General features: G+C 57.6%; 12 protein-coding genes and 1 riboswitch. Of the genes, 7 read left to right on the top strand and 5 right to left on the bottom strand.

Annotated features, from left to right (window positions below; genetic code table 11):
• The first annotated feature begins 346 nt into the window (after positions 1 to 346).
• The 5 genes from IE151_RS16650 to IE151_RS16630 all read left to right on the top strand — a co-directional run bounded on the left by IE151_RS16650 (position 347) and on the right by IE151_RS16630 (position 6,093).
• On the top strand, positions 347 to 1,615 hold the full coding sequence (locus IE151_RS16650) for a 3-methyl-2-oxobutanoate dehydrogenase (2-methylpropanoyl-transferring) subunit alpha (protein WP_189492835.1): 1,269 nt from the start codon (positions 347 to 349) through the stop codon (positions 1,613 to 1,615).
• A gap of 2 nt (positions 1,616 to 1,617) precedes the next feature.
• On the top strand, positions 1,618 to 2,637 hold the full coding sequence (locus tag IE151_RS16645; protein ID WP_189492833.1) for an alpha-ketoacid dehydrogenase subunit beta: 1,020 nt from the start codon (positions 1,618 to 1,620) through the stop codon (positions 2,635 to 2,637).
• The gene (locus IE151_RS16640) at positions 2,634 to 3,947 is read left to right on the top strand and encodes a dihydrolipoamide acetyltransferase family protein (protein WP_189492831.1); all 1,314 of its coding nucleotides are present in this window, start codon (positions 2,634 to 2,636) and stop codon (positions 3,945 to 3,947) included. The genes IE151_RS16645 and IE151_RS16640 overlap by 4 nt, the downstream gene beginning before the upstream one ends.
• A 1-nt stretch (position 3,948) precedes the next feature.
• Complete coding sequence (gene lpdA / locus IE151_RS16635; RefSeq protein ID WP_189492829.1) at positions 3,949 to 5,346, top strand: dihydrolipoyl dehydrogenase; 1,398 nt, start codon at positions 3,949 to 3,951, stop codon at positions 5,344 to 5,346.
• Positions 5,347 to 5,742: 396 nt separating this feature from the next.
• Positions 5,743 to 6,093, top strand: coding sequence for a septal ring lytic transglycosylase RlpA family protein (locus tag IE151_RS16630; RefSeq protein WP_189492959.1), 351 nt, complete (start codon positions 5,743 to 5,745; stop codon positions 6,091 to 6,093).
• Positions 6,094 to 6,244: 151 nt separating this feature from the next.
• On the opposite strand, the gene IE151_RS16625 is transcribed toward IE151_RS16630, so the two are convergent.
• A complete protein-coding gene (locus IE151_RS16625) occupies positions 6,245 to 6,862 on the bottom strand; it encodes a ribonuclease D (protein WP_189492828.1) in 618 nt (205 codons plus the stop codon).
• 73 nt (positions 6,863 to 6,935) lie between these two features.
• On the bottom strand, positions 6,936 to 8,327 hold the full coding sequence (locus IE151_RS16620; protein ID WP_189492826.1) for a M20/M25/M40 family metallo-hydrolase: 1,392 nt from the start codon (positions 8,325 to 8,327) through the stop codon (positions 6,936 to 6,938).
• A gap of 376 nt (positions 8,328 to 8,703) precedes the next feature.
• Between IE151_RS16620 and polA the strand changes: the two genes are divergently transcribed.
• Positions 8,704 to 11,607 carry a DNA polymerase I gene (gene polA, locus IE151_RS16615; protein WP_189492824.1) on the top strand — a complete coding sequence of 968 codons (2,904 nt, stop codon included), beginning with the start codon at positions 8,704 to 8,706 and terminating at the stop codon, positions 11,605 to 11,607.
• 10 nt (positions 11,608 to 11,617) lie between these two features.
• On the opposite strand, the gene IE151_RS16610 is transcribed toward polA, so the two are convergent.
• Both IE151_RS16610 and IE151_RS16605 read right to left on the bottom strand, forming a co-directional pair.
• The gene (locus tag IE151_RS16610; protein ID WP_189492822.1) at positions 11,618 to 13,561 is read right to left on the bottom strand and encodes a glycosyltransferase family 2 protein; all 1,944 of its coding nucleotides are present in this window, start codon (positions 13,559 to 13,561) and stop codon (positions 11,618 to 11,620) included.
• A gap of 304 nt (positions 13,562 to 13,865) precedes the next feature.
• Entirely contained in the window at positions 13,866 to 15,065 is a 1,200-nt protein-coding gene (locus IE151_RS16605) for an O-succinylhomoserine sulfhydrylase (protein ID WP_189492820.1), read from the bottom strand.
• Between the two features lie 48 nt (positions 15,066 to 15,113).
• Positions 15,114 to 15,191: riboswitch (SAM riboswitch) on the bottom strand.
• A gap of 119 nt (positions 15,192 to 15,310) precedes the next feature.
• Between IE151_RS16605 and IE151_RS16600 the strand changes: the two genes are divergently transcribed.
• Positions 15,311 to 16,405 carry a 2'-deoxycytidine 5'-triphosphate deaminase gene (locus IE151_RS16600; RefSeq protein WP_189492818.1) on the top strand — a complete coding sequence of 365 codons (1,095 nt, stop codon included), beginning with the start codon at positions 15,311 to 15,313 and terminating at the stop codon, positions 16,403 to 16,405.
• Here IE151_RS16600 and IE151_RS16595 read toward each other — a convergent pair.
• Entirely contained in the window at positions 16,402 to 17,751 is a 1,350-nt protein-coding gene (locus IE151_RS16595; RefSeq protein WP_189492816.1) for a sigma-54-dependent transcriptional regulator, read from the bottom strand. The genes IE151_RS16600 and IE151_RS16595 overlap by 4 nt on opposite strands.
• Between the last annotated feature and the right edge of the window lies 1 nt (position 17,752).

The raw sequence follows: 17,752 nt of genomic DNA, 5'->3' as shown, positions 1-17,752 counted from the left end.
CCATTCCCGGATATACCAAAACCACCGCCTGTTACAGCTTCTGTCGTGTCATAGCGCAACGGCACCGAGAAGCCCATCCGGGTCGGCTGCTTAATCTGACTGACGATACGATTTCTGTTCTCCGCTCCCCGGCATCCGGGGGCGACTTCCTTTGATCCATCACAGCAATAGCGGGCGAGCGGAAAATAATCAGCAGAGGGGGTGTGCACGTTATTTTGTTGCGACTTAAAGCAACGGAAGCTGTTCAAGATTTCGTTTTTGCCGCAGCGGCTCGCGGAGGCTTACAAGGCGCTGAAATTACGCCATAGTCGGTGCAAGAAAACGGTCCAAAGCTTTGGGAGGAGCAGTGACAGACAAGTCCGCAAACGCCGATCTTCCAGACGGCAACCAATATCCGCCCCTCAAGTTTCATGTGCCGGAGCCGGCTGTGCGTCCTGGAGGCCAGCCCGACTTCTCGAATGTTCCAATTCCAAAGGCCGGTTCAGTTCGCCGTCCGGAGGTCGATGAGCGAGCTGAAACACTGCGCGATCTGGCTTTTTCCATTATCCGGGTCCTGAACCGCAGCGGCGAAGCGGTCGGGCCGTGGGCCGGAACACTTACGGACGAGGAACTGCTCGAAGGCCTGAAAGACATGATGACGCTGCGCGCCTTCGATGCGCGCATGCAGATGGCGCAACGGCAGGGCAAGACGAGCTTCTATATGCAGCATATGGGCGAGGAGGCGGCCAGCTGCGCCTTCCGCAAAGCGCTTCTGCCCGGCGACATGAATTTTCCGACCTATCGCCAGGCAGGCCTCCTCATCGCAGGGGGGTATCCAATGGTCGACATGATGAACCAGATCTATTCGAACGAAGCCGATCCGCTGAAGGGCCGGCAGATGCCGATCATGTATTCGGCGCGCGACCACGGCTTCTTTTCGATCTCCGGCAACCTCGGTACACAATTCGTGCAATCCGTCGGCTGGGCCATGGCATCGGCGATTAAGGGTGATGACAAGATTGCAGCCGGATGGATCGGCGACGGTTCGACGGCGGAATCGGATTTCCACGCGGCGCTCGTCTTTGCCTCGACCTATCGCGCGCCTGTCATTCTCAACATCGTCAATAATCAGTGGGCCATTTCGACCTTCCAGGGAATTGCCCGAGGCGGAGCAGGCACCTTTGCCGCGCGCGGCCTGGGCTTCGGCATTCCCGCACTACGTGTCGATGGCAACGATTATCTGGCGGTGCACGCCGTTGCCAAATGGGCCGCGGAACGCGCGCGCAGGAACCTTGGGCCGACCCTTATCGAATATGTCACCTATCGCGTCGGCGCGCACTCGACGTCGGATGATCCATCCGCCTATCGGCCCAAGACGGAATCGGAGGCCTGGCCGCTTGGCGATCCGGTCATCCGCTTGAAAAATCACCTGATCGCGCGGGGGGTCTGGTCGGAAGAGCGCCATAAACAGTCGGAAGCCGAAGTCCTCGATGCGGTCATATCCGCGCAGAAGCAAGCAGAGAAACATGGCACGCTGCACTCGGGCGGCAAACCTTCGGCGCGCGACATGTTCGAGGGCGTCTATGCAGAAATGCCACCGCATCTTCGTCGCCAGCGTCAAAAAGCGGGAATTTGATCATGCCGAGAATGTCTATGATCGAAGCAGTGCGCAGCGCAATGGACGTCTCGATGGAGCGCGATGGCGATGTTGTCGTGTTCGGCGAGGATGTTGGCTATTTTGGCGGCGTATTTCGCGCCACGCAGGGGCTGCAGCAGAAATATGGCACTCATCGCTGCTTCGACGCGCCTATTTCCGAATCCGGCATAGTCGGAGCCGCAATCGGCATGGCAGCCTACGGGCTGAAGCCATGTATTGAGGTGCAGTTCGCGGACTATGTTTACCCGGCTTTCGACCAGATCGTCTCGGAGGCAGCCCGCATCCGATATCGCTCAAACGGTCAGTTCACCGCCCCTATAGTCATCCGTATGCCTTCAGGGGGCGGCATTTTCGGGGGGCAGACGCATAGCCAGAGCCCAGAGGCCCTCTTTACGCATGTGTCGGGTCTCAAGGTGGTTATTCCGTCAAATCCCTACGATGCCAAAGGCCTGCTGATATCCTCTATTGAAGACCCCGATCCGGTTATCTTCTTCGAGCCGAAGCGACTTTATAACGGTCCCTTCGACGGGCATCATGACCGCCCGATCACGCCCTGGTCGAAACATGAACTTGGCGACGTGCCGGAAGGCCATTTCACAGTGCCGCTCGGCAAGGCTGTCGTGCGGCGAGAGGGCTCGGCGCTCACCGTGCTGGCCTATGGCACCATGGTCTATGTCGCGCAAGCGGCGGCGGAAGATACTGGCATCGACGCGGAGGTGATCGACCTGCGCAGCCTCGTGCCCCTCGACCTCGAAACCATCACGACATCCGTGAAGAAGACCGGCCGTTGCATTATTGTCCACGAGGCAACGCTGACGTCCGGCTTCGGCGCAGAACTGGCCGCGCTCGTGCAGGAACAGTGCTTCTATCATCTGGAAGCGCCCATTGCTCGTGTCACCGGGTGGGACACGCCCTACCCTCATGCGCAGGAATGGGATTATTTCCCCGGTCCCGCCCGTGTCGGCCAGGCCATGATCGAAGCGCTGGAGGAGCAGCCATGAGCGAACATGTCATCAAGCTGCCCGATGTCGGCGAAGGCGTCGCAGAAGCTGAACTCGTCGAATGGCAGGTGAAGGTCGGTGACCTGGTGCGCGAGGATCAGGTGCTTGCGGCGGTCATGACCGACAAGGCAACCGTCGAGATCCCTTCACCGGTCGATGGAGAAGTCGCGTGGCTGGGTGCCGAAATCGGCGATATCGTGGCGGTGGGTTCCCCGCTGATCCGGCTCAAGGTCGAGGGCGACAGCGCGGTGCCGGAGACGCAGCCGGGCCAAGAAGCACAAGCCGCGACCGAGGCCGAAGAAGGCCATCAGGTCAAGGAACTGGTGGATGAGAAGGTTGATGCTGCCAAGGCCCCAAGGGAGCCTGCCTCGACACCCGCTGCGCCCAAGCCTAAACCGACGCAGAAGCCGGCAAGTTTCGGCGCGCCTCGAAAGGCGGGTGAAAAGGCGCTCGCCTCCCCGGCTGTACGCAAACGTGCGCAGGATGAAGGCGTCGATCTGCGTCAGGTTTCCGGCACCGGCCCGGCCGGACGCATCACCCATGATGATCTCGATGGTTTCCTTGCGCGCGGACCAGCGGGCACGACAGCGCCTGCGCTCGTTGCAAATACCGCTATTCGAGAAATCAAAATCGTCGGGCTTCGCCGCAAGATCGCGGAGAAAATGTCCATCGCCAAGACGCGCATTCCCCATATTACCTATGTGGAGGAAGTTGATCTGACGGCGCTTGAGGAGCTGCGCGCAGCCCTCAACAAGGCCAAGCGGGTCGACCAGCCAAAGCTTACCATTCTGCCCTTCCTGATGCGCGCCATGGTCAAGGCGATCGCGGACCAGCCGGGAATGAATGCGATCTTCGATGATGAGGCCGGCGTCGTGCATCAGCATGGGGGCGTGCATATAGGTATAGCCACGCAAACCCAGAACGGCCTGATCGTGCCGGTCGTCCGCCATGCAGAGGCAAGGAGCGTCTGGGACAATGCCGAGGAGCTTTCTCGCGTGGCCGATGCGGCCCGCAACGGCACGGCCAGCCGCGAGGAACTTTCCGGCTCGACGATTACGATTACCTCGCTCGGTGCCCTCGGGGGGATTGCCACAACGCCTGTCATCAATCACCCGGAAGTGGCGATCATCGGTGTCAACAAAATGGCGGTACGACCTGTATGGGAGGGGACGCAGTTTCTTCCACGCAAGATGATGAACCTTTCATCCAGCTTCGATCATCGGGTGGTCGACGGTTGGGACGCGGCGGTATTCATCCAGCGGATCAAGACGTTGCTGGAAACGCCCGCCATGATCTTCGTGGAGGACTGAGATGAAGGAAATTTCCTGCAAGGTACTGGTGATCGGCGCTGGCCCCGGCGGTTACGTCTGCGCCATTCGCGCCGGCCAGCTCGGCCTAGACACTGTCATCGTCGATTTCCAGAAACCCGGCGGCACCTGCCTCAATGTCGGATGCATTCCATCAAAGGCGCTTATCCACGCCGCCGACCACTATGCCGAAGCACTCGCGCAGGCGTCTGGCGGGAGCCATCTCGGCATTAGCATCGAGAACCCCACGCTCGATATCGCCAAGACGGTGGCGTGGAAGGATCACATCGTCGGACGCCTCAATAATGGCGTTGCCGGGCTTCTGAAAAAGGCCAAGGTCAAGATCGTTGCCGGACAAGCGACCTTCCGTGACGGACGCACGGTTTCGGTAGAGACGGAAATCGGAACACAGATCATTCACGCGGAGAACGTCGTAATCGCAACCGGATCTATTCCGGTCGAGCTTCCAGGCCTTCCCTTTGGTGAACATGTGCTCTCCTCCACGCAGGCCCTGTCGATGAAACAGTTGCCGCAAACGATGGCAGTCGTCGGTGCAGGTTATATCGGCCTTGAACTTGGGATTGCCTTTGCCAAGATGGGGGTATCAGTGTCCATCATCGAGGCAACGGATCGCATCCTGCCGCTTTACGATGCAGAGCTGACCAAGCCCGTCATGCGCAGACTGGACGCGCTCGGTGTCAGGCTTCAGCTTGGCTGTAAAACAACTGGCTACGATGCAACGGCCCGAAAGCTCTCCTTTGACACTGTCTCAGGCAGGAAGGACAAGATCGAGGCGGAAAAAGTCTTGGTCACGGTGGGCAGAAAAGCGCAACTCGATGGCTGGGGCCGCGAAGAGCTGGAGCTTGATACGGATGGGCGCTTCCTGCGCATCGACGAACGGTGCCGCACATCCATGCGCGGGATCCACGCTATTGGTGATGTTACCGGAGAACCTATGCTGGCGCACCGGGCAATGGCGCAAGGCGAGATGGTTGCGGAAATTCTGGCCGGACATCGCCGCAGCTGGGACAAGCGCGTCATCCCCGCCGTCTGCTTTACTGATCCGGAAATCGTCACGGCCGGCCTCTCGCCCGAAGACGCGCGCAAGGCTGGCATTGCCGTCAAACTCGGGCAATTTCCCTACATGGCCAATGCACGCGCCATGACGCTTGATGGCGAAGATGGTTTCGTACGTATTGTGGCCCGCGAGGACAATCATCTCGTTCTTGGTATACAAGCGGTTGGTAAGGGGGTTGCCGAACTTTCCGCGGCGTTCGGGCTGGCGATCGAAATGGGAACCAGGCTGGAAGATATTGCCGGCACTATTCACGCTCATCCAACACAAGGTGAAGGCTTGCAGGAAGCAGCCCTCAAGGCTCTGGGGCTGGCGATCCACGTGTAAGCTCGGAGAATGTGGCGCGATTGCAGCGTTTTCGTGCCACATTTTGTTCTGCAACTAACGAATTCCTATGGATTTTCCTAAAAAACGCCCTGTGTACGACTTGTGGATAATATCGGGAATAAAGATCCATAACCTGTCGGAAGCGCTCCCCCACGGCGACGTAAGGCCTTCTATCACAGTCGAGATTCAGTCCCAAATTTCAGGTTGTTAGAGATATATCGACACAGTTTGCGACGATCTTCAAAGATGAAGATGAAGCATTCGTCAATATATCTCTCGCTGCGACGGGTCGAGAAATATTACCAAAAAACAATTATCGTGAGGGAACGAATCTCGTCGACGCCCAAGTTGGGCTTTAACTCGCCATGCAGGATCACGAGCCAGAAAGTATTCTGCATGACACTTCGAAACTATTTGCTAGCAGCAGCGGTGCCTGCCCTGCTTACCCTTACTCCGGCATCTGCCTTCGCCCAATGTGGTAAAGCCTCCTGGTATGCCCTCACCTCCAAGACCGCCTCTGGCGAACGCATGAACCCCTCAGCTATGACTGCGGCTCACAAGAAACTCCCTTTCGGATCGAAAATCCGCGTTACCAATCAGAACAATGGCAGGAGCGTCGTCGTTCGCATTAACGACCGTGGCCCGTTTATCAAGGGACGCGTTTTGGATCTTTCCAAAGGGGCGGCAGGCAAGCTTGGTTTCATTTCCAACGGCCACACCAAAATCTGCTTCGAACGAATTGCCTGAACCCATCAATATCGCGGACGAATACCAATCATGACGCGATGATTTAGGCTCTCATCTTGCGGTCCAAAATCCTTTAAGATTTCCTGTTCATGCGGCAGGGTAGAAAAGCCCGTAAGCTCCACACCCGCCGGCCTTCACGTCATGTGTCGGCTTAGCTGTGGGCAAAAATGTCCTGCTCATCCCAACCCATAAGATCGAGGCGGGCGCGATAGGGCAGGAAGGCGAAACAGGCGGCGGCCTCTTCGGTGCGTCCGTCCCTATCCAGACGGAATTTCAGCCCTTCCCATACCTTATGCAGATAAAGCACGTCGGAGGCAGCATAATCGAGCTGCTCCTGCGTCAATGTTTCTGCCGCCCAGTCTGAAGATTGCTGCGCCTTGGAGAGGCTGACGCCGGCAAATTCGTTGACAACGTCCTTCAGGCCGTGGCGGTCCGTATAGGTGCGGGTGAGCTTGGAAGCAATCTTCGTGCAGAAGACGGGCTGCGGCATGATGCCAAACGTATGATAAAGCACAGCCACGTCAAACCGCGCAAAATGAAATAGCTTGGCGATTTTTTCGTCGCCGAGAAGCTTCATCAGGTTCGGCGCGGTCTTCTGGCCCTTGTCGATCTGAATGACATCCGCCGTGCCATCGCCGGGCGAAAGCTGCACGACACAAAGCCGGTCCCGATGCGGATTAAGGCCAAGCGTTTCAGTATCGATGGCAACCGCCTCGACACTGTAATTGCTCAGATCGGGTAGATCATTCTTGTGGAAGCGGATGGTCATGTGCAGCTCGAATTTGAAATTTCGGGAAAACTGTATTTGGTTTTCCCGAAAAACGTAGCAATAACAAGCAAAATCACTGGGCGTCGGCGATTCCTTGCAGAATACGGGCCCAGGAACGGGCTCCCTTGTGGAAGGATGCCAGCTCGTATTTCTCGTTTGGCGAGTGAATACGATCATCTTCCAACCCAAAGCCCACGAGCAGTGATTCCATGCCCAGAAGCTTCTGGAAATCGCCAACAATAGGGATCGATCCTCCCATCGCGATCATGACGGCTGGCTTTGGCCATTCGTCCGAAAGCGCCTGCTTGGCGACACCCAGGAACGGGGAATCGTAAGAAAGCTGGATACCGGGGGAGCCGCCATGCTCATGAAACTCGACGCGGCAGTCCGCTGGCATCTTCGACCTAACATAATCACGAAAAGCGGCGCGAATCTTCTCCGGGTCTTGCTTCTGAACCAGACGGAAGGAAATCTTGGCGGAAGCTTGCGCTGCAATTACCGTCTTGAAGCCTTGCCCCGAATAGCCGCCAGTAATGCCGTTCACTTCCGCGGTCGGACGTGCCCAGATAAGCTCAAGCAGCGAGCGGTTCTTTTCACCCGCGGGTTCGCTCAGACCGATTGGCCCGAGGAATTTCTCGGCAGTCATGCCAAGCTCGTTCCATGACTGACGAATGTTGGAGGGAATCTCCTCGACGCCATCATAAAAACCATCAAGCGTGACGCGACCGGTTTCGTCATGCAGGCCTGCCAGGACCTTCGACAGTATATGGATAGGATTGGCAGCCGCCCCGCCAAAATGTCCAGAATGGAGATCACGATCGGCTGCATGAACAGTAATCTCCTCACCGACCAGACCCCGCAGACCGGTGGAAATCGCCGGCGTCTCGTGGTCCCACATGCCGGTATCGCAAACCAGCGCAAAATCCGCCTTCAACTCGTCTTTATTGGCTTCGAGGAAAGGCTTGAGCGACGGAGACCCGCTTTCCTCTTCACCTTCAAACAGGATAGTGACTTTGCAAGGCAGCGAGCCCCGCTCCGCCTTGAAGGCGCGACAGGCCTCGACGAAGGTCATGAGCTGCCCCTTGTCATCCGACGTTCCGCGACCCGTCAAAACTTTTCGCCCGTTCAGTTCCTTGATTGCCGGATCGAAGGGATCAGCATCCCAAAGCTCCAGCGGGTCAACTGGCTGAACGTCATAATGGCCATAGAAAAGCACGTGCGGCGCAGCATCGGTTTCGCCGGAATGATGCGCCACAACCATGGGATGGCCGGGCGTATCGCGTATGCTCGCCTCGAAGCCGATTGATTTCAGATCCTCCACGAGAAACTGCGCAGCCTTGCGGCATTCTGCCGAATAGGCTTTGTCAGTGGAGATCGACTTGATGCGCAAAAGCGAGAAAAGGCGCTCGACGCTGGCGTCGAGACCGGCATCGATACGGGAAAGAACAGGATCAAGCGCAGGCATATTGCTTCCTTTCGATTCGTTGTGCGCAAGGTAGCGCAAAGGAAGCCCGAAGACACCGCGACACGAGGCAGAAGCGCAGAAAAACAAAAACCGCCGTGGCGGAGGGGGATGCCACGACGGTTCTTGAAACAAACGGCAGCCCGGAGAGGGGGATAGGCTGCCGCATAAAGTCCGAACGAGGCGGGGGACATGCCTGTGATCCGGACGCGGCATTAAATTGCCGACACTGCTTAATTGATACTCCGAAAGTGGCGATTCAAGGGCATGAACATTACGTTTTTGTAAGTTTTTCGACCAAATCGCCTTGTCGCGCGGGATGCATCCGGATAGCGAAAGAGGATGGACATGCGCCGCAGCTGACGCTACCCGTTGGGCTATGAAAAAAGGCGATCATCTCTTCCTTGTCGACGGCTCGGGCTACATCTTCCGCGCCTATCACGCATTGCCCCCGCTGTCACGCAAGTCGGACGGCTTGCCGGTTGGCGCGGTCGCAGGCTTCTGCAACATGCTGTGGAAGCTCCTGAAGAATGCGCGCGACACCGATGTCGGAGTTACGCCGACCCATTTTGCCGTCATTTTCGACTACTCCTCCAAGACGTTCCGCAATGCGCTTTACGGCGAGTACAAGGCCAATCGTACCGCCCCCCCGGAAGACCTCGTTCCGCAATTTGGCCTGATCCGCGAAGCAACACGCGCTTTCGATCTGCCTTGCATCGAGATGGAAGGATTTGAGGCCGACGATCTGATCGCAACTTATGCTCGTCTCGCCTGCGAAGCTGGCGCCGATACCACGATCATCTCCTCCGACAAGGATCTGATGCAGCTCGTGGGCGCAACAACGCAGATGTACGATCCGATGAAGGACAAGCAGATCGGCGTCCCGGAAGTCATCGAAAAATGGGGCGTCCCGCCCGAAAAAATGATCGACCTGCAGGCGCTCACGGGCGATTCCATCGATAATGTTCCAGGCGTGCCGGGCATAGGGCCGAAGACGGCGGCACAATTGCTGGAAGAGTTTGGTGACCTGGATACGCTGCTTATGCGAGCTTCCGAAATCAAGCAGAACAAGCGGCGAGAAAACATCATCCAACATGCCGACAATGCCCGCCTGTCGCGCGAGCTGGTGAAGCTGAGGAACGATGCACCGATCGTAGAACAGCTGGACGAGCTTGTGCTCAACCCGCTTGATGGACCGAAACTGATCGCCTTCCTTAAGGCCATGGAATTCACCACGCTGACGAAGCGCGTTGCGGAAGCGACGGAGGCGGATGCCTCGGCCATCGAAGCCAAGAGCATCGCTGTGGAATGGGGCGAGGATGCACATGGTCCGGATGTAGGTGCTGGAGCCACGACCCAGGATACAGCCCAGCGCGGTCCGCTGACGCCTGCCGATCTGGTCGCAAAACGCGCCGACGCCGTAAAGAAGCTGGCGAAGGAGCCGGTCGATCATACAATCATCCGCGGCAGTCAGGTGCTTGCAGACTGGATCGCGGCGGCAACCGAAAGCGGCACACTTGCCTTCGACATTCTGGCAAGCTCGGCAGATCCTATGAAGGCTGAGATTGTCGGCCTCACGCTGGCGCTGGAGAACGGCATTTGTGCCTACATTCCAGTCGGGCATCATTCCGGAGATAGCGATCTGCTGGGCGGCGGTCTGGCCGAAGAACAGATTTCCGAAGGGGACGCCCTTTCACTGCTGAAACCCCTGCTCGAAGACGCGTCTGTTCTCAAGATCGGCCACGATGCGAAATTCGATTACGTCATGCTGGCCCAGCGCGGCGTTACGCTCTCGCCCCCGGACGACATCCAGCTTTTGTCCTACGTGCTCGACTCAGGTACTGGCGCGCATAGCCTGGAGGCTCTGGCGGCACGTTGGCTCGACAAAACGCTATCAGTGTTGAAAGAGCTAACGGGAACTGGACGCAGTGCTGTTCCTGTCGAGCAGACAAGCATGGTAGCTGCGGCAAATTATGCCAGTGACCTAGTACACGCGACGCTTGCGATCTGGCGCGTGTTGAAGCCGCGGCTTGCCGCGGAAGGCATGACGAGTGTTTATGAGCGCCTGGAGCGACCGCTGATTGCCGCGCTTGGCGCCATGGAACAACGCGGCATCGAGATTGACCGGCAGACCCTGAGCCGCCTCTCGGGCGAGTTAGCGCAACGTGCAGCCGCGTTCGAAGACGAAATCTACGAGGTTGCCGGCGAACGGTTCAATATCGGGTCGCCCAAGCAACTTGGCGATATTCTGTTCGGCAAGATGGGTGTACCCGGCGGATCCAAAACGAAAACCGGCCAATGGTCCACTTCAGCCCAGGTTTTGGAAGAACTTGCGGCGGAAGGGCATGAATTGCCGCGCAAGATCGTCGATTGGCGGCAGCTCACCAAGCTGAAATCAACCTATACGGACGCACTGCCAGGCTATATCCATCCGCGCACAAGGCGGGTTCATACCTCTTATGCTATGGCCGCGACCTCCACGGGCCGGCTTTCCTCATCGGAGCCGAATCTGCAGAACATTCCGATTCGCACGGCGGAAGGTCGAAAAATCCGGACGGCTTTCATTGCGCCGGCGGGCAGGAAGTTGATTTCTGCCGACTATAGTCAAATCGAGTTGCGTGTGCTGGCGCATGTCGCCGACATTCCTCAGCTGCGTCAAGCCTTCTCCGACGGTGTCGACATCCATGCCATGACCGCATCGGAAATGTTCTCGGTACCGGTCGAGGGCATGCCGACTGAGATTCGCCGCCGCGCCAAGGCGATCAATTTCGGCATTATCTATGGCATCTCTGCCTTTGGTTTAGCTAACCAGCTATCAATCCCGAGGGAAGAAGCTTCGGACTATATCAAGCGCTATTTCGAGCGTTTCCCGGGCATTCGCGACTACATGGAAAGCACAAAGAATTTCTGCCGCGAGAACGGTTATGTCGAAACGATCTTTGGGCGACGCGCGCATTATCCCGACATCAAGGCTTCCAACCCGCAGATCCGCGCCTTCAATGAACGCGCGGCCATCAACGCTCCCATTCAGGGTTCTGCCGCCGACATTATCCGTAGAGCGATGGTGCAGATGGATGCAGCCCTCCAAGCGGCGAAGGTAAAAGCCGACATGCTGCTGCAAGTGCATGATGAGTTAATCTTCGAAGTGGACGACGCGGAAGCAGAGAAGGCAATTCCTGTCATTCGCCAGACCATGGAAAGTGCAGCAATGCCCGCCCTTTCCATGCGCGTGCCTCTCCATGTCGATGCGCGTGCTGCCAACAGCTGGGACGAGGCGCACTGATTACTCTTCGTCACTCCGCGGCGTCCAAGGAATTGCCGGACGGCGCCAGAAGTTTGTTACTGGGCTTGTGCGTCGTCTTTTCCCAGTGGTGGGGGCGGCGCATCAATTGGAAAAATGCGCGCCACCCGGCAAGCGCCAGCAGGCACCAGTAGACGGGCGTCATCATCGCCACCTTCCAGAAACCGCGTTTCTGCTTCGGCGCCAGCGTCCGGTGGCCGAGCAACAGGAACGAGACGTAGCCCAAGGACAGAACCGCGATATCGACGCCGATCAATACCGAATATTGCGTTACGTCCTCGCTTAGAATTGCCATTCCGACTGTCGAAATTACCGAGAAAACGAGCAGTGGGTGAACCATCGCTGAAAGGAGCATCCCGGCAAAGAGCACCTGGACCAGGATAAAAGACTTGAGGCCGATCTGGCGGACCAGTCGCAGCGGATGGCGCATGTGAACGAGCCATGTCTGCATCCAGCCCTTCATCCAGCGCGTGCGTTGCGGCAACCAATCCTTGAATGAAATAGGGGCATCCTCGAGCGTCGGAAGTGAAAGCACGCCGCAGCGGTAACCATGCCGCGCCAGACGAACCCCGAGGTCCGCATCTTCAGTGACATTGAACGGATCCCATCCGCCCACCTTTTCCAGGGCCTCGCGCCGGAAATGGTTTGACGTGCCACCAAGCGGCATGATCAGCCCTCGCTTCGCCAGCCATGGCAGCAGACCCTTGAACAGCCCGCAGTACTCGAACCAGAACATGCGGGCCAAAGTGCCTTCGTGGCGATTATCGATATCGAGGGGGGCTTGCAAGCAGGCAAGTTCGGGTCCTTCGTCGCGAAAGCGTTCCCATGCCTCCATCAATTGCAACGAATGCGGCCGATCCTCCGCGTCGTAAAGAACGACCAGGCTCCCGCTCGATGCCTGTAGCGCGTAGGCAAGCGCCTTGGGCTTCGTTTGAGGTCCGAAACGCGGGACCTTGATCAGTTCCACGAACGACCGCAAGGGTTGCGCTTCGATGGCTGCTATCGTCTCATGATCTCCTTCCTCGCAAACGAGCTTGATCTCCAGTCGTTCGCGTGGCCACACAAGTTTGCCGAGTGCAACAAGCAATTGCGGAACTACGTCGGCTTCGCGGTAGAGGGCGATCAGGACGGTATAGATTGGAGGATCATCGGAAATTCCGAGCTCGGGCATGGTCGGCGCCGGGACAGCGCGGGCTTCGGTTGCTGCAAAAACGCGTAAGAGAACGCAAACCAGAAAAGCCGAACTTGCCAGGAAATGAAGACCCGGCCAAAATCCTGGTGCGCTCGACAGAGACAGGCTTATCAAGATGAGCACGATCGTGCAGAGGATGAATGTCTGCCCGCCGGCAACTACTTGCCGTGCACTGTGCTCCGGTGTGTTGAGCGCGATATCATAGGTTGCCCGATGGGCGATCAGGTCGCGCGAACGAATGAACAGGGCCTGACGCAGGTGCAATGGCGGGATGAGACAGAAGCTTTCCTTTACTTCCGCAGACATTGCACAAAGCCGCGCGAAATTGCCGGGATACTCAAGAACATCGAAAGGCATGGCGAAATGGATACTCAAAGTGCCGCGGCGCAGCGGCGCGAAAAGTGCACATGAATGACGCCTTAGCAGACGGGACGCCTGATCATCCGAAAAGAGCAGGTCGGACGGAAGCGGATAGGGGCGATACACGATGCCGGCGGCCCGTGCGATCGCTTTGTAGAGCACGGTCTCGCCAATTGCCGGATGATCACGCATGACCTGCAAGAGGCTGACCTTGCGCAGTCTCGCCTGAGCGGCAAGGATGGCCTGACTATCTTCCGAAAGTCGCAGCGTCCGCAGAAGTGCCTGCCACTCACCCAGTTCCGGATAGACCGGTACGATCGCGCGTATTTTCTCCTCCACCGCCGGCGTAATCGCAGGCAGCACTGTCCGTTGCATGGTCGACATGCCCTATTCCCCCAATGCCGTCTCAAGCACACACGCCTCCGGCGGTCGCTTGAAGCGCCCCAATCCAGTGTTTCGACAATAAAATGGCTATAGTCCGGGCCACCACCCGAACGTTCCCTGAAGAGACGGTGCCCCCGTCGCCGAATTCCGGATCGAACATGGCAGGAAATGAGTGGTTTGTAAGGTACGCGATCGCGTAATAGCGCGACAAAAAAATATGTGCTTTAATTGAGGCTCGGAGGAGCATGTAAAAAGCCCGGCACTCCTTTAAATACCGGGCTTTCTAGTCGATCTCGGCGAAAATTCAGGCTGCGGCCGCCGCCTTCAGGCCGCGTTCGATGTCCGCAATTAGGTCGTCCGGATTTTCAAGACCAATCGACAATCGCAACGAGCCATCACCGATACCCGCCTCCGCCCGGCCTTGATCATCCAGGCTCTTATGGGTTGTTGTAGCCGGATGAGTAATCAGAGATTTGGCATCGCCAAGATTGTTGGAAATGCGGATGATCTTGAGCGCGTTTTCGAAGGCGAATGCGGCCTTCTGGCCACCTTTTACGTCAAAGCAAATCAAGGTCGAGCCGCCCGTCATCTGCTTCCGGATGATATCGGCTTGCGGATGATCGGCGCGTCCAGCGTAGAGCAGACGTGAAACGACGTCGCTTTCCGCAAGATAATCGGCGACGCGCGCTGCCGACTTCGTCTGGTACTCGACTCGAACGGCCAGCGTTTCCAAACCCTTCAAAAGCGTCCAGGCGTTGAATGGCGACATGGATGGGCCGGTGTGGCGGAAGTAATCGTGGAGGTTCTCATCGATCCACTTCTTGTCCGAAAGCACGATACCGCCGAGGCAACGCCCCTGCCCGTCAATATGCTTGGTAGCGGAATAGACGACGACGTGCGCGCCCAGCTGCAGCGGCTTCTGGTAGAGCGGCGTTGCGAACACATTATCAACTACAACGCGTGCGCCGATCCCGTTTGCGATGTCGGCAACGGCACGAATATCGATGACTTCCAAGGAAGGATTCGTCGGGCTTTCCATGAAGAAAAGCTTCGTGTTTGGACGAACCGCCTTCTTCCATGCGTCGAGGTCGCGTCCATCTACGAAGGTAAACTCTATGCCGTAGCGGGGCATCAGATTCTCGATCACCCAGCGACAGGAGCCAAACAAGGCCCGCGCCGAAACGATGTGATCTCCAGCCTTGAGCGAGCACAGGAGCGCCGAGGTGACCGCCGCCATGCCGGATGCCATGGCCCGCGCATCTTCCGCGCCTTCGATCGCGCACATGCGATCTTCGAACATCTGGGTGGTCGGATTGGCATAGCGCGAATAGATGAAACCCGGATCTTCGCCGTTAAAGCGCGCGAGTGCTGCTTCCGCTGTCGGATAGACGAAACCCTGTGTCAGAAAGATCGATTCCGAGGTTTCCGCAAACTGTGAACGGATCACACCGGAATGAATAAGTTGGGTTTCGATGCTGAAGGGCTTTTCGGTATCTGTTGTCATTTGCCATCTTTCACGCACAAAAAAACCGGTCGCAAAAGTCGCAACCGGTCGCTCATACGTGCGGCCCCTTTAGCGACTTATTTAACGTGGCTGCAAGCCGACCGGCAAATCACCACGGGATAAATGGGGTTTAGACCTCCGGGCTTCTTGCGTCAATTGGCCCAATGTCTAAAGTTTTGCGCCACAGCCTTGGGCCAGCGAACTGAAATTCGCGCCAATGCACCGATTTTTAAAAGGCTTGAGCTTTGCGCACGACAGGAATTCTGCCCGACCGGGATATCGCCGCCCTCTTTCAGACCGGCGCTCTGAGCGCGCCGAACGTGCTCGCCGATGACCAAATCCAACCGGCCAGCCTCGACCTGCGCCTCGGATCAAAAGCGCTGCGTGTGCGCGCCAGTTTTCTACCAGGGCCGATCTCCCGCGTGGACGAAAAATTAGAACGCCTGACGCTGCACGAGATCAACCTGGAGGACGGCGCCGTCCTTGAAACCGGGTGCGTCTATATCATTCCTCTGCTTGAGCGCCTTGCGCTGCCGCAGGAGATTTCAGCCTCGGCCAATCCGAAGAGTTCGACCGGTCGTCTTGATATCTTCACGCGCGTCATGACCGATTACGGACAGGAGTTTGACCAGATCCCGGCGGGTTACAAGGGCCCGCTTTATATGGAGGTGTCGCCGCGCACCTTTCCGATCGTCGTACGCAAGGGATCGCGCCTGTCGCAGATCCGTTTTCGCAAAGGACACGCATTGCTGACAGAGACGGAAGTCTCGACCTTACACGAAGCGGAGACCCTGGTTGCCGCCGAAGCGCCAAATGTTTCCGGTGGCGGCATCGCGCTTTCCATTGACCTGACCGGCACTGATGAAGGGCTGATCGGCTACCGCGCCAAACATCATACTGGCCTTGTCGACGTTGACGCGAAGGCTGCGCAGGATGTGCACGATTTCTGGGAGCCGCTTTATAATCACGGTCGTCCCGAACTCGTGCTCGACCCGGATGAGTTCTATATTCTCGTATCCCGGGAGGCGGTGCATGTGCCGCCGCATCACGCTGCTGAGATGACGCCTTTCGATCCTCTGGTAGGCGAATTCCGTGTCCATTACGCGGGCTTCTTCGATCCAGGCTTTGGGCATTCCGCAGCAGGCGGAACGGGCAGCCGTGCAGTTCTGGAAGTGCGCAGCCACGAGGTGCCGTTCATTCTCGATCACGGCCAGATCGTCGGACGGCTCGTTTATGAGCATATGCTGTCACGCCCAGACGCACTCTATGGAACCGATCTGAAATCCAATTATCAGGCGCAGGGCCTGAAACTGTCGAAGCATTTCCGCGTAAGTTCCTAAGTCGCGGCGAAATCGCTACGATTTATGCCGTGGCGCTGCAGCTTGTCATAGAAGGTCTTACGGGGAATTCCTAGCGCTGCGAGCGTTTCCTTCACATCCCCGTGCGTGCCGCGCAGGACATTTTCGATCACCTGCTTTTCAAATGCCTCCACCTGCTCAGGCAGGCTGCCATGCGGCGTTGGCCGCTCGTCTGAACTTGAACCGACCGAGGTCGCGAGGTCGAGGCCAAGCGCTCGCCGCTCGGCAAAATGCGACAGCTCGCGAACATTACCGGGCCAATCATGGCTCATCAGGAAATCATGAATATCGCGACTCGTCTCCGGCATATCCGCCTTAAACCGCTGACAGGCGCGTTGGAGAAAGTGGGTGTAGAGCAGCGGTATGTCGGCTTTGCGTTCTCGCAGCGGGGGAATGCAGATCGTCACGACATTGAGGCGATAGTAAAGGTCCTCACGAAATTCACCCCGGGTAGACGGGTCGCTCAGATCGACTTTGGCCGCAGCCACGACACGTAAATCGACCGGTCTGATTTCATTCGTACCAAGCGGAGCAATCTCACGCGCTTCGATAACGCGCAGCAACTTCACCTGCGTTTCAACGGGCATGCTCTCGATCTCGTCGAGGAAGAGCGTGCCACCACTCGCGTGCTCGATCCTGCCGACACGTCTTTTCTGCGCGCCGGTGAAGGCACCAGCCTCATGGCCGAAGAGCTCACTTTCCAGGACCGTGTCGGGAAGTGCACCGCAATTGAGCGCAACGAAATTGCCTTTGGAGCGCCGTTCGCTCCATTGGTGCAACAGCGTCGCAACAACCTCCTTGCCGCTTCCCGTTTCACCAGCCACGAGCACGTCGACGTCGGTATCGGCGATATGGCGCAGCGTCTGGCGCAGACGTTCGATAGCCGGCGTCTGGCCGATCAGCGGCGCGCTGTCGCCAGCCTGAAGGGATCGAGCCCGCAGATCGCGGTTTTCTATGACAAGACGGCGCTTTTCAAGTGCACGGCGGATGCTGGTCACAAGCTGTTCCGTAGCGAAGGGCTTGGTAATGAAATCATAGGCACCCGTCTGCATGGCGCGCACGGCCATGGGAATATCGCCATGGCCAGTCATCAGCACAACAGGCAAATCCGCATCCATCGCATGTAGGAGATCGAGAAATTCCAGCCCATCCATACCAGGCATACGCACGTCGGAGACGACCACGCCCGAGAAATTCTCATCGAGCAAAGTGCGGGCCTGATTGGCACTCCCAGCACGCTGAACGGAAAGACCGGCAATTTCCAGTGACTGCGCGATAGCAGCGGATAGATCGCGATCGTCGTCGACAAGAAGGACATCTGTCATCATG

Source organism: Limoniibacter endophyticus (assembly GCF_014652835.1).
GTDB lineage: Bacteria > Pseudomonadota > Alphaproteobacteria > Rhizobiales > Rhizobiaceae > Limoniibacter > Limoniibacter endophyticus.
Note: the sequence above shows the minus strand (reverse complement) of the source record. Positions and strands in the feature narration are given on the sequence as shown.

Coding starts and splice junctions, on each gene's coding strand:
- IE151_RS16645 (WP_189492833.1), top strand. CDS start 1,618: ATGCCGAGAATGTCTATGATCGAAGCAGTGCGCAGCGCAATGGACGTC.
- IE151_RS16640 (WP_189492831.1), top strand. CDS start 2,634: ATGAGCGAACATGTCATCAAGCTGCCCGATGTCGGCGAAGGCGTCGCA.
- lpdA (WP_189492829.1), top strand. CDS start 3,949: ATGAAGGAAATTTCCTGCAAGGTACTGGTGATCGGCGCTGGCCCCGGC.
- IE151_RS16630 (WP_189492959.1), top strand. CDS start 5,743: ATGACACTTCGAAACTATTTGCTAGCAGCAGCGGTGCCTGCCCTGCTT.
- IE151_RS16625 (WP_189492828.1), bottom strand. CDS start 6,862: ATGACCATCCGCTTCCACAAGAATGATCTACCCGATCTGAGCAATTAC.
- IE151_RS16620 (WP_189492826.1), bottom strand. CDS start 8,327: ATGCCTGCGCTTGATCCTGTTCTTTCCCGTATCGATGCCGGTCTCGAC.
- polA (WP_189492824.1), top strand. CDS start 8,704: ATGAAAAAAGGCGATCATCTCTTCCTTGTCGACGGCTCGGGCTACATC.
- IE151_RS16610 (WP_189492822.1), bottom strand. CDS start 13,561: ATGTCGACCATGCAACGGACAGTGCTGCCTGCGATTACGCCGGCGGTG.
- IE151_RS16605 (WP_189492820.1), bottom strand. CDS start 15,065: ATGACAACAGATACCGAAAAGCCCTTCAGCATCGAAACCCAACTTATT.
- IE151_RS16595 (WP_189492816.1), bottom strand. CDS start 17,751: ATGATGACAGATGTCCTTCTTGTCGACGACGATCGCGATCTATCCGCT.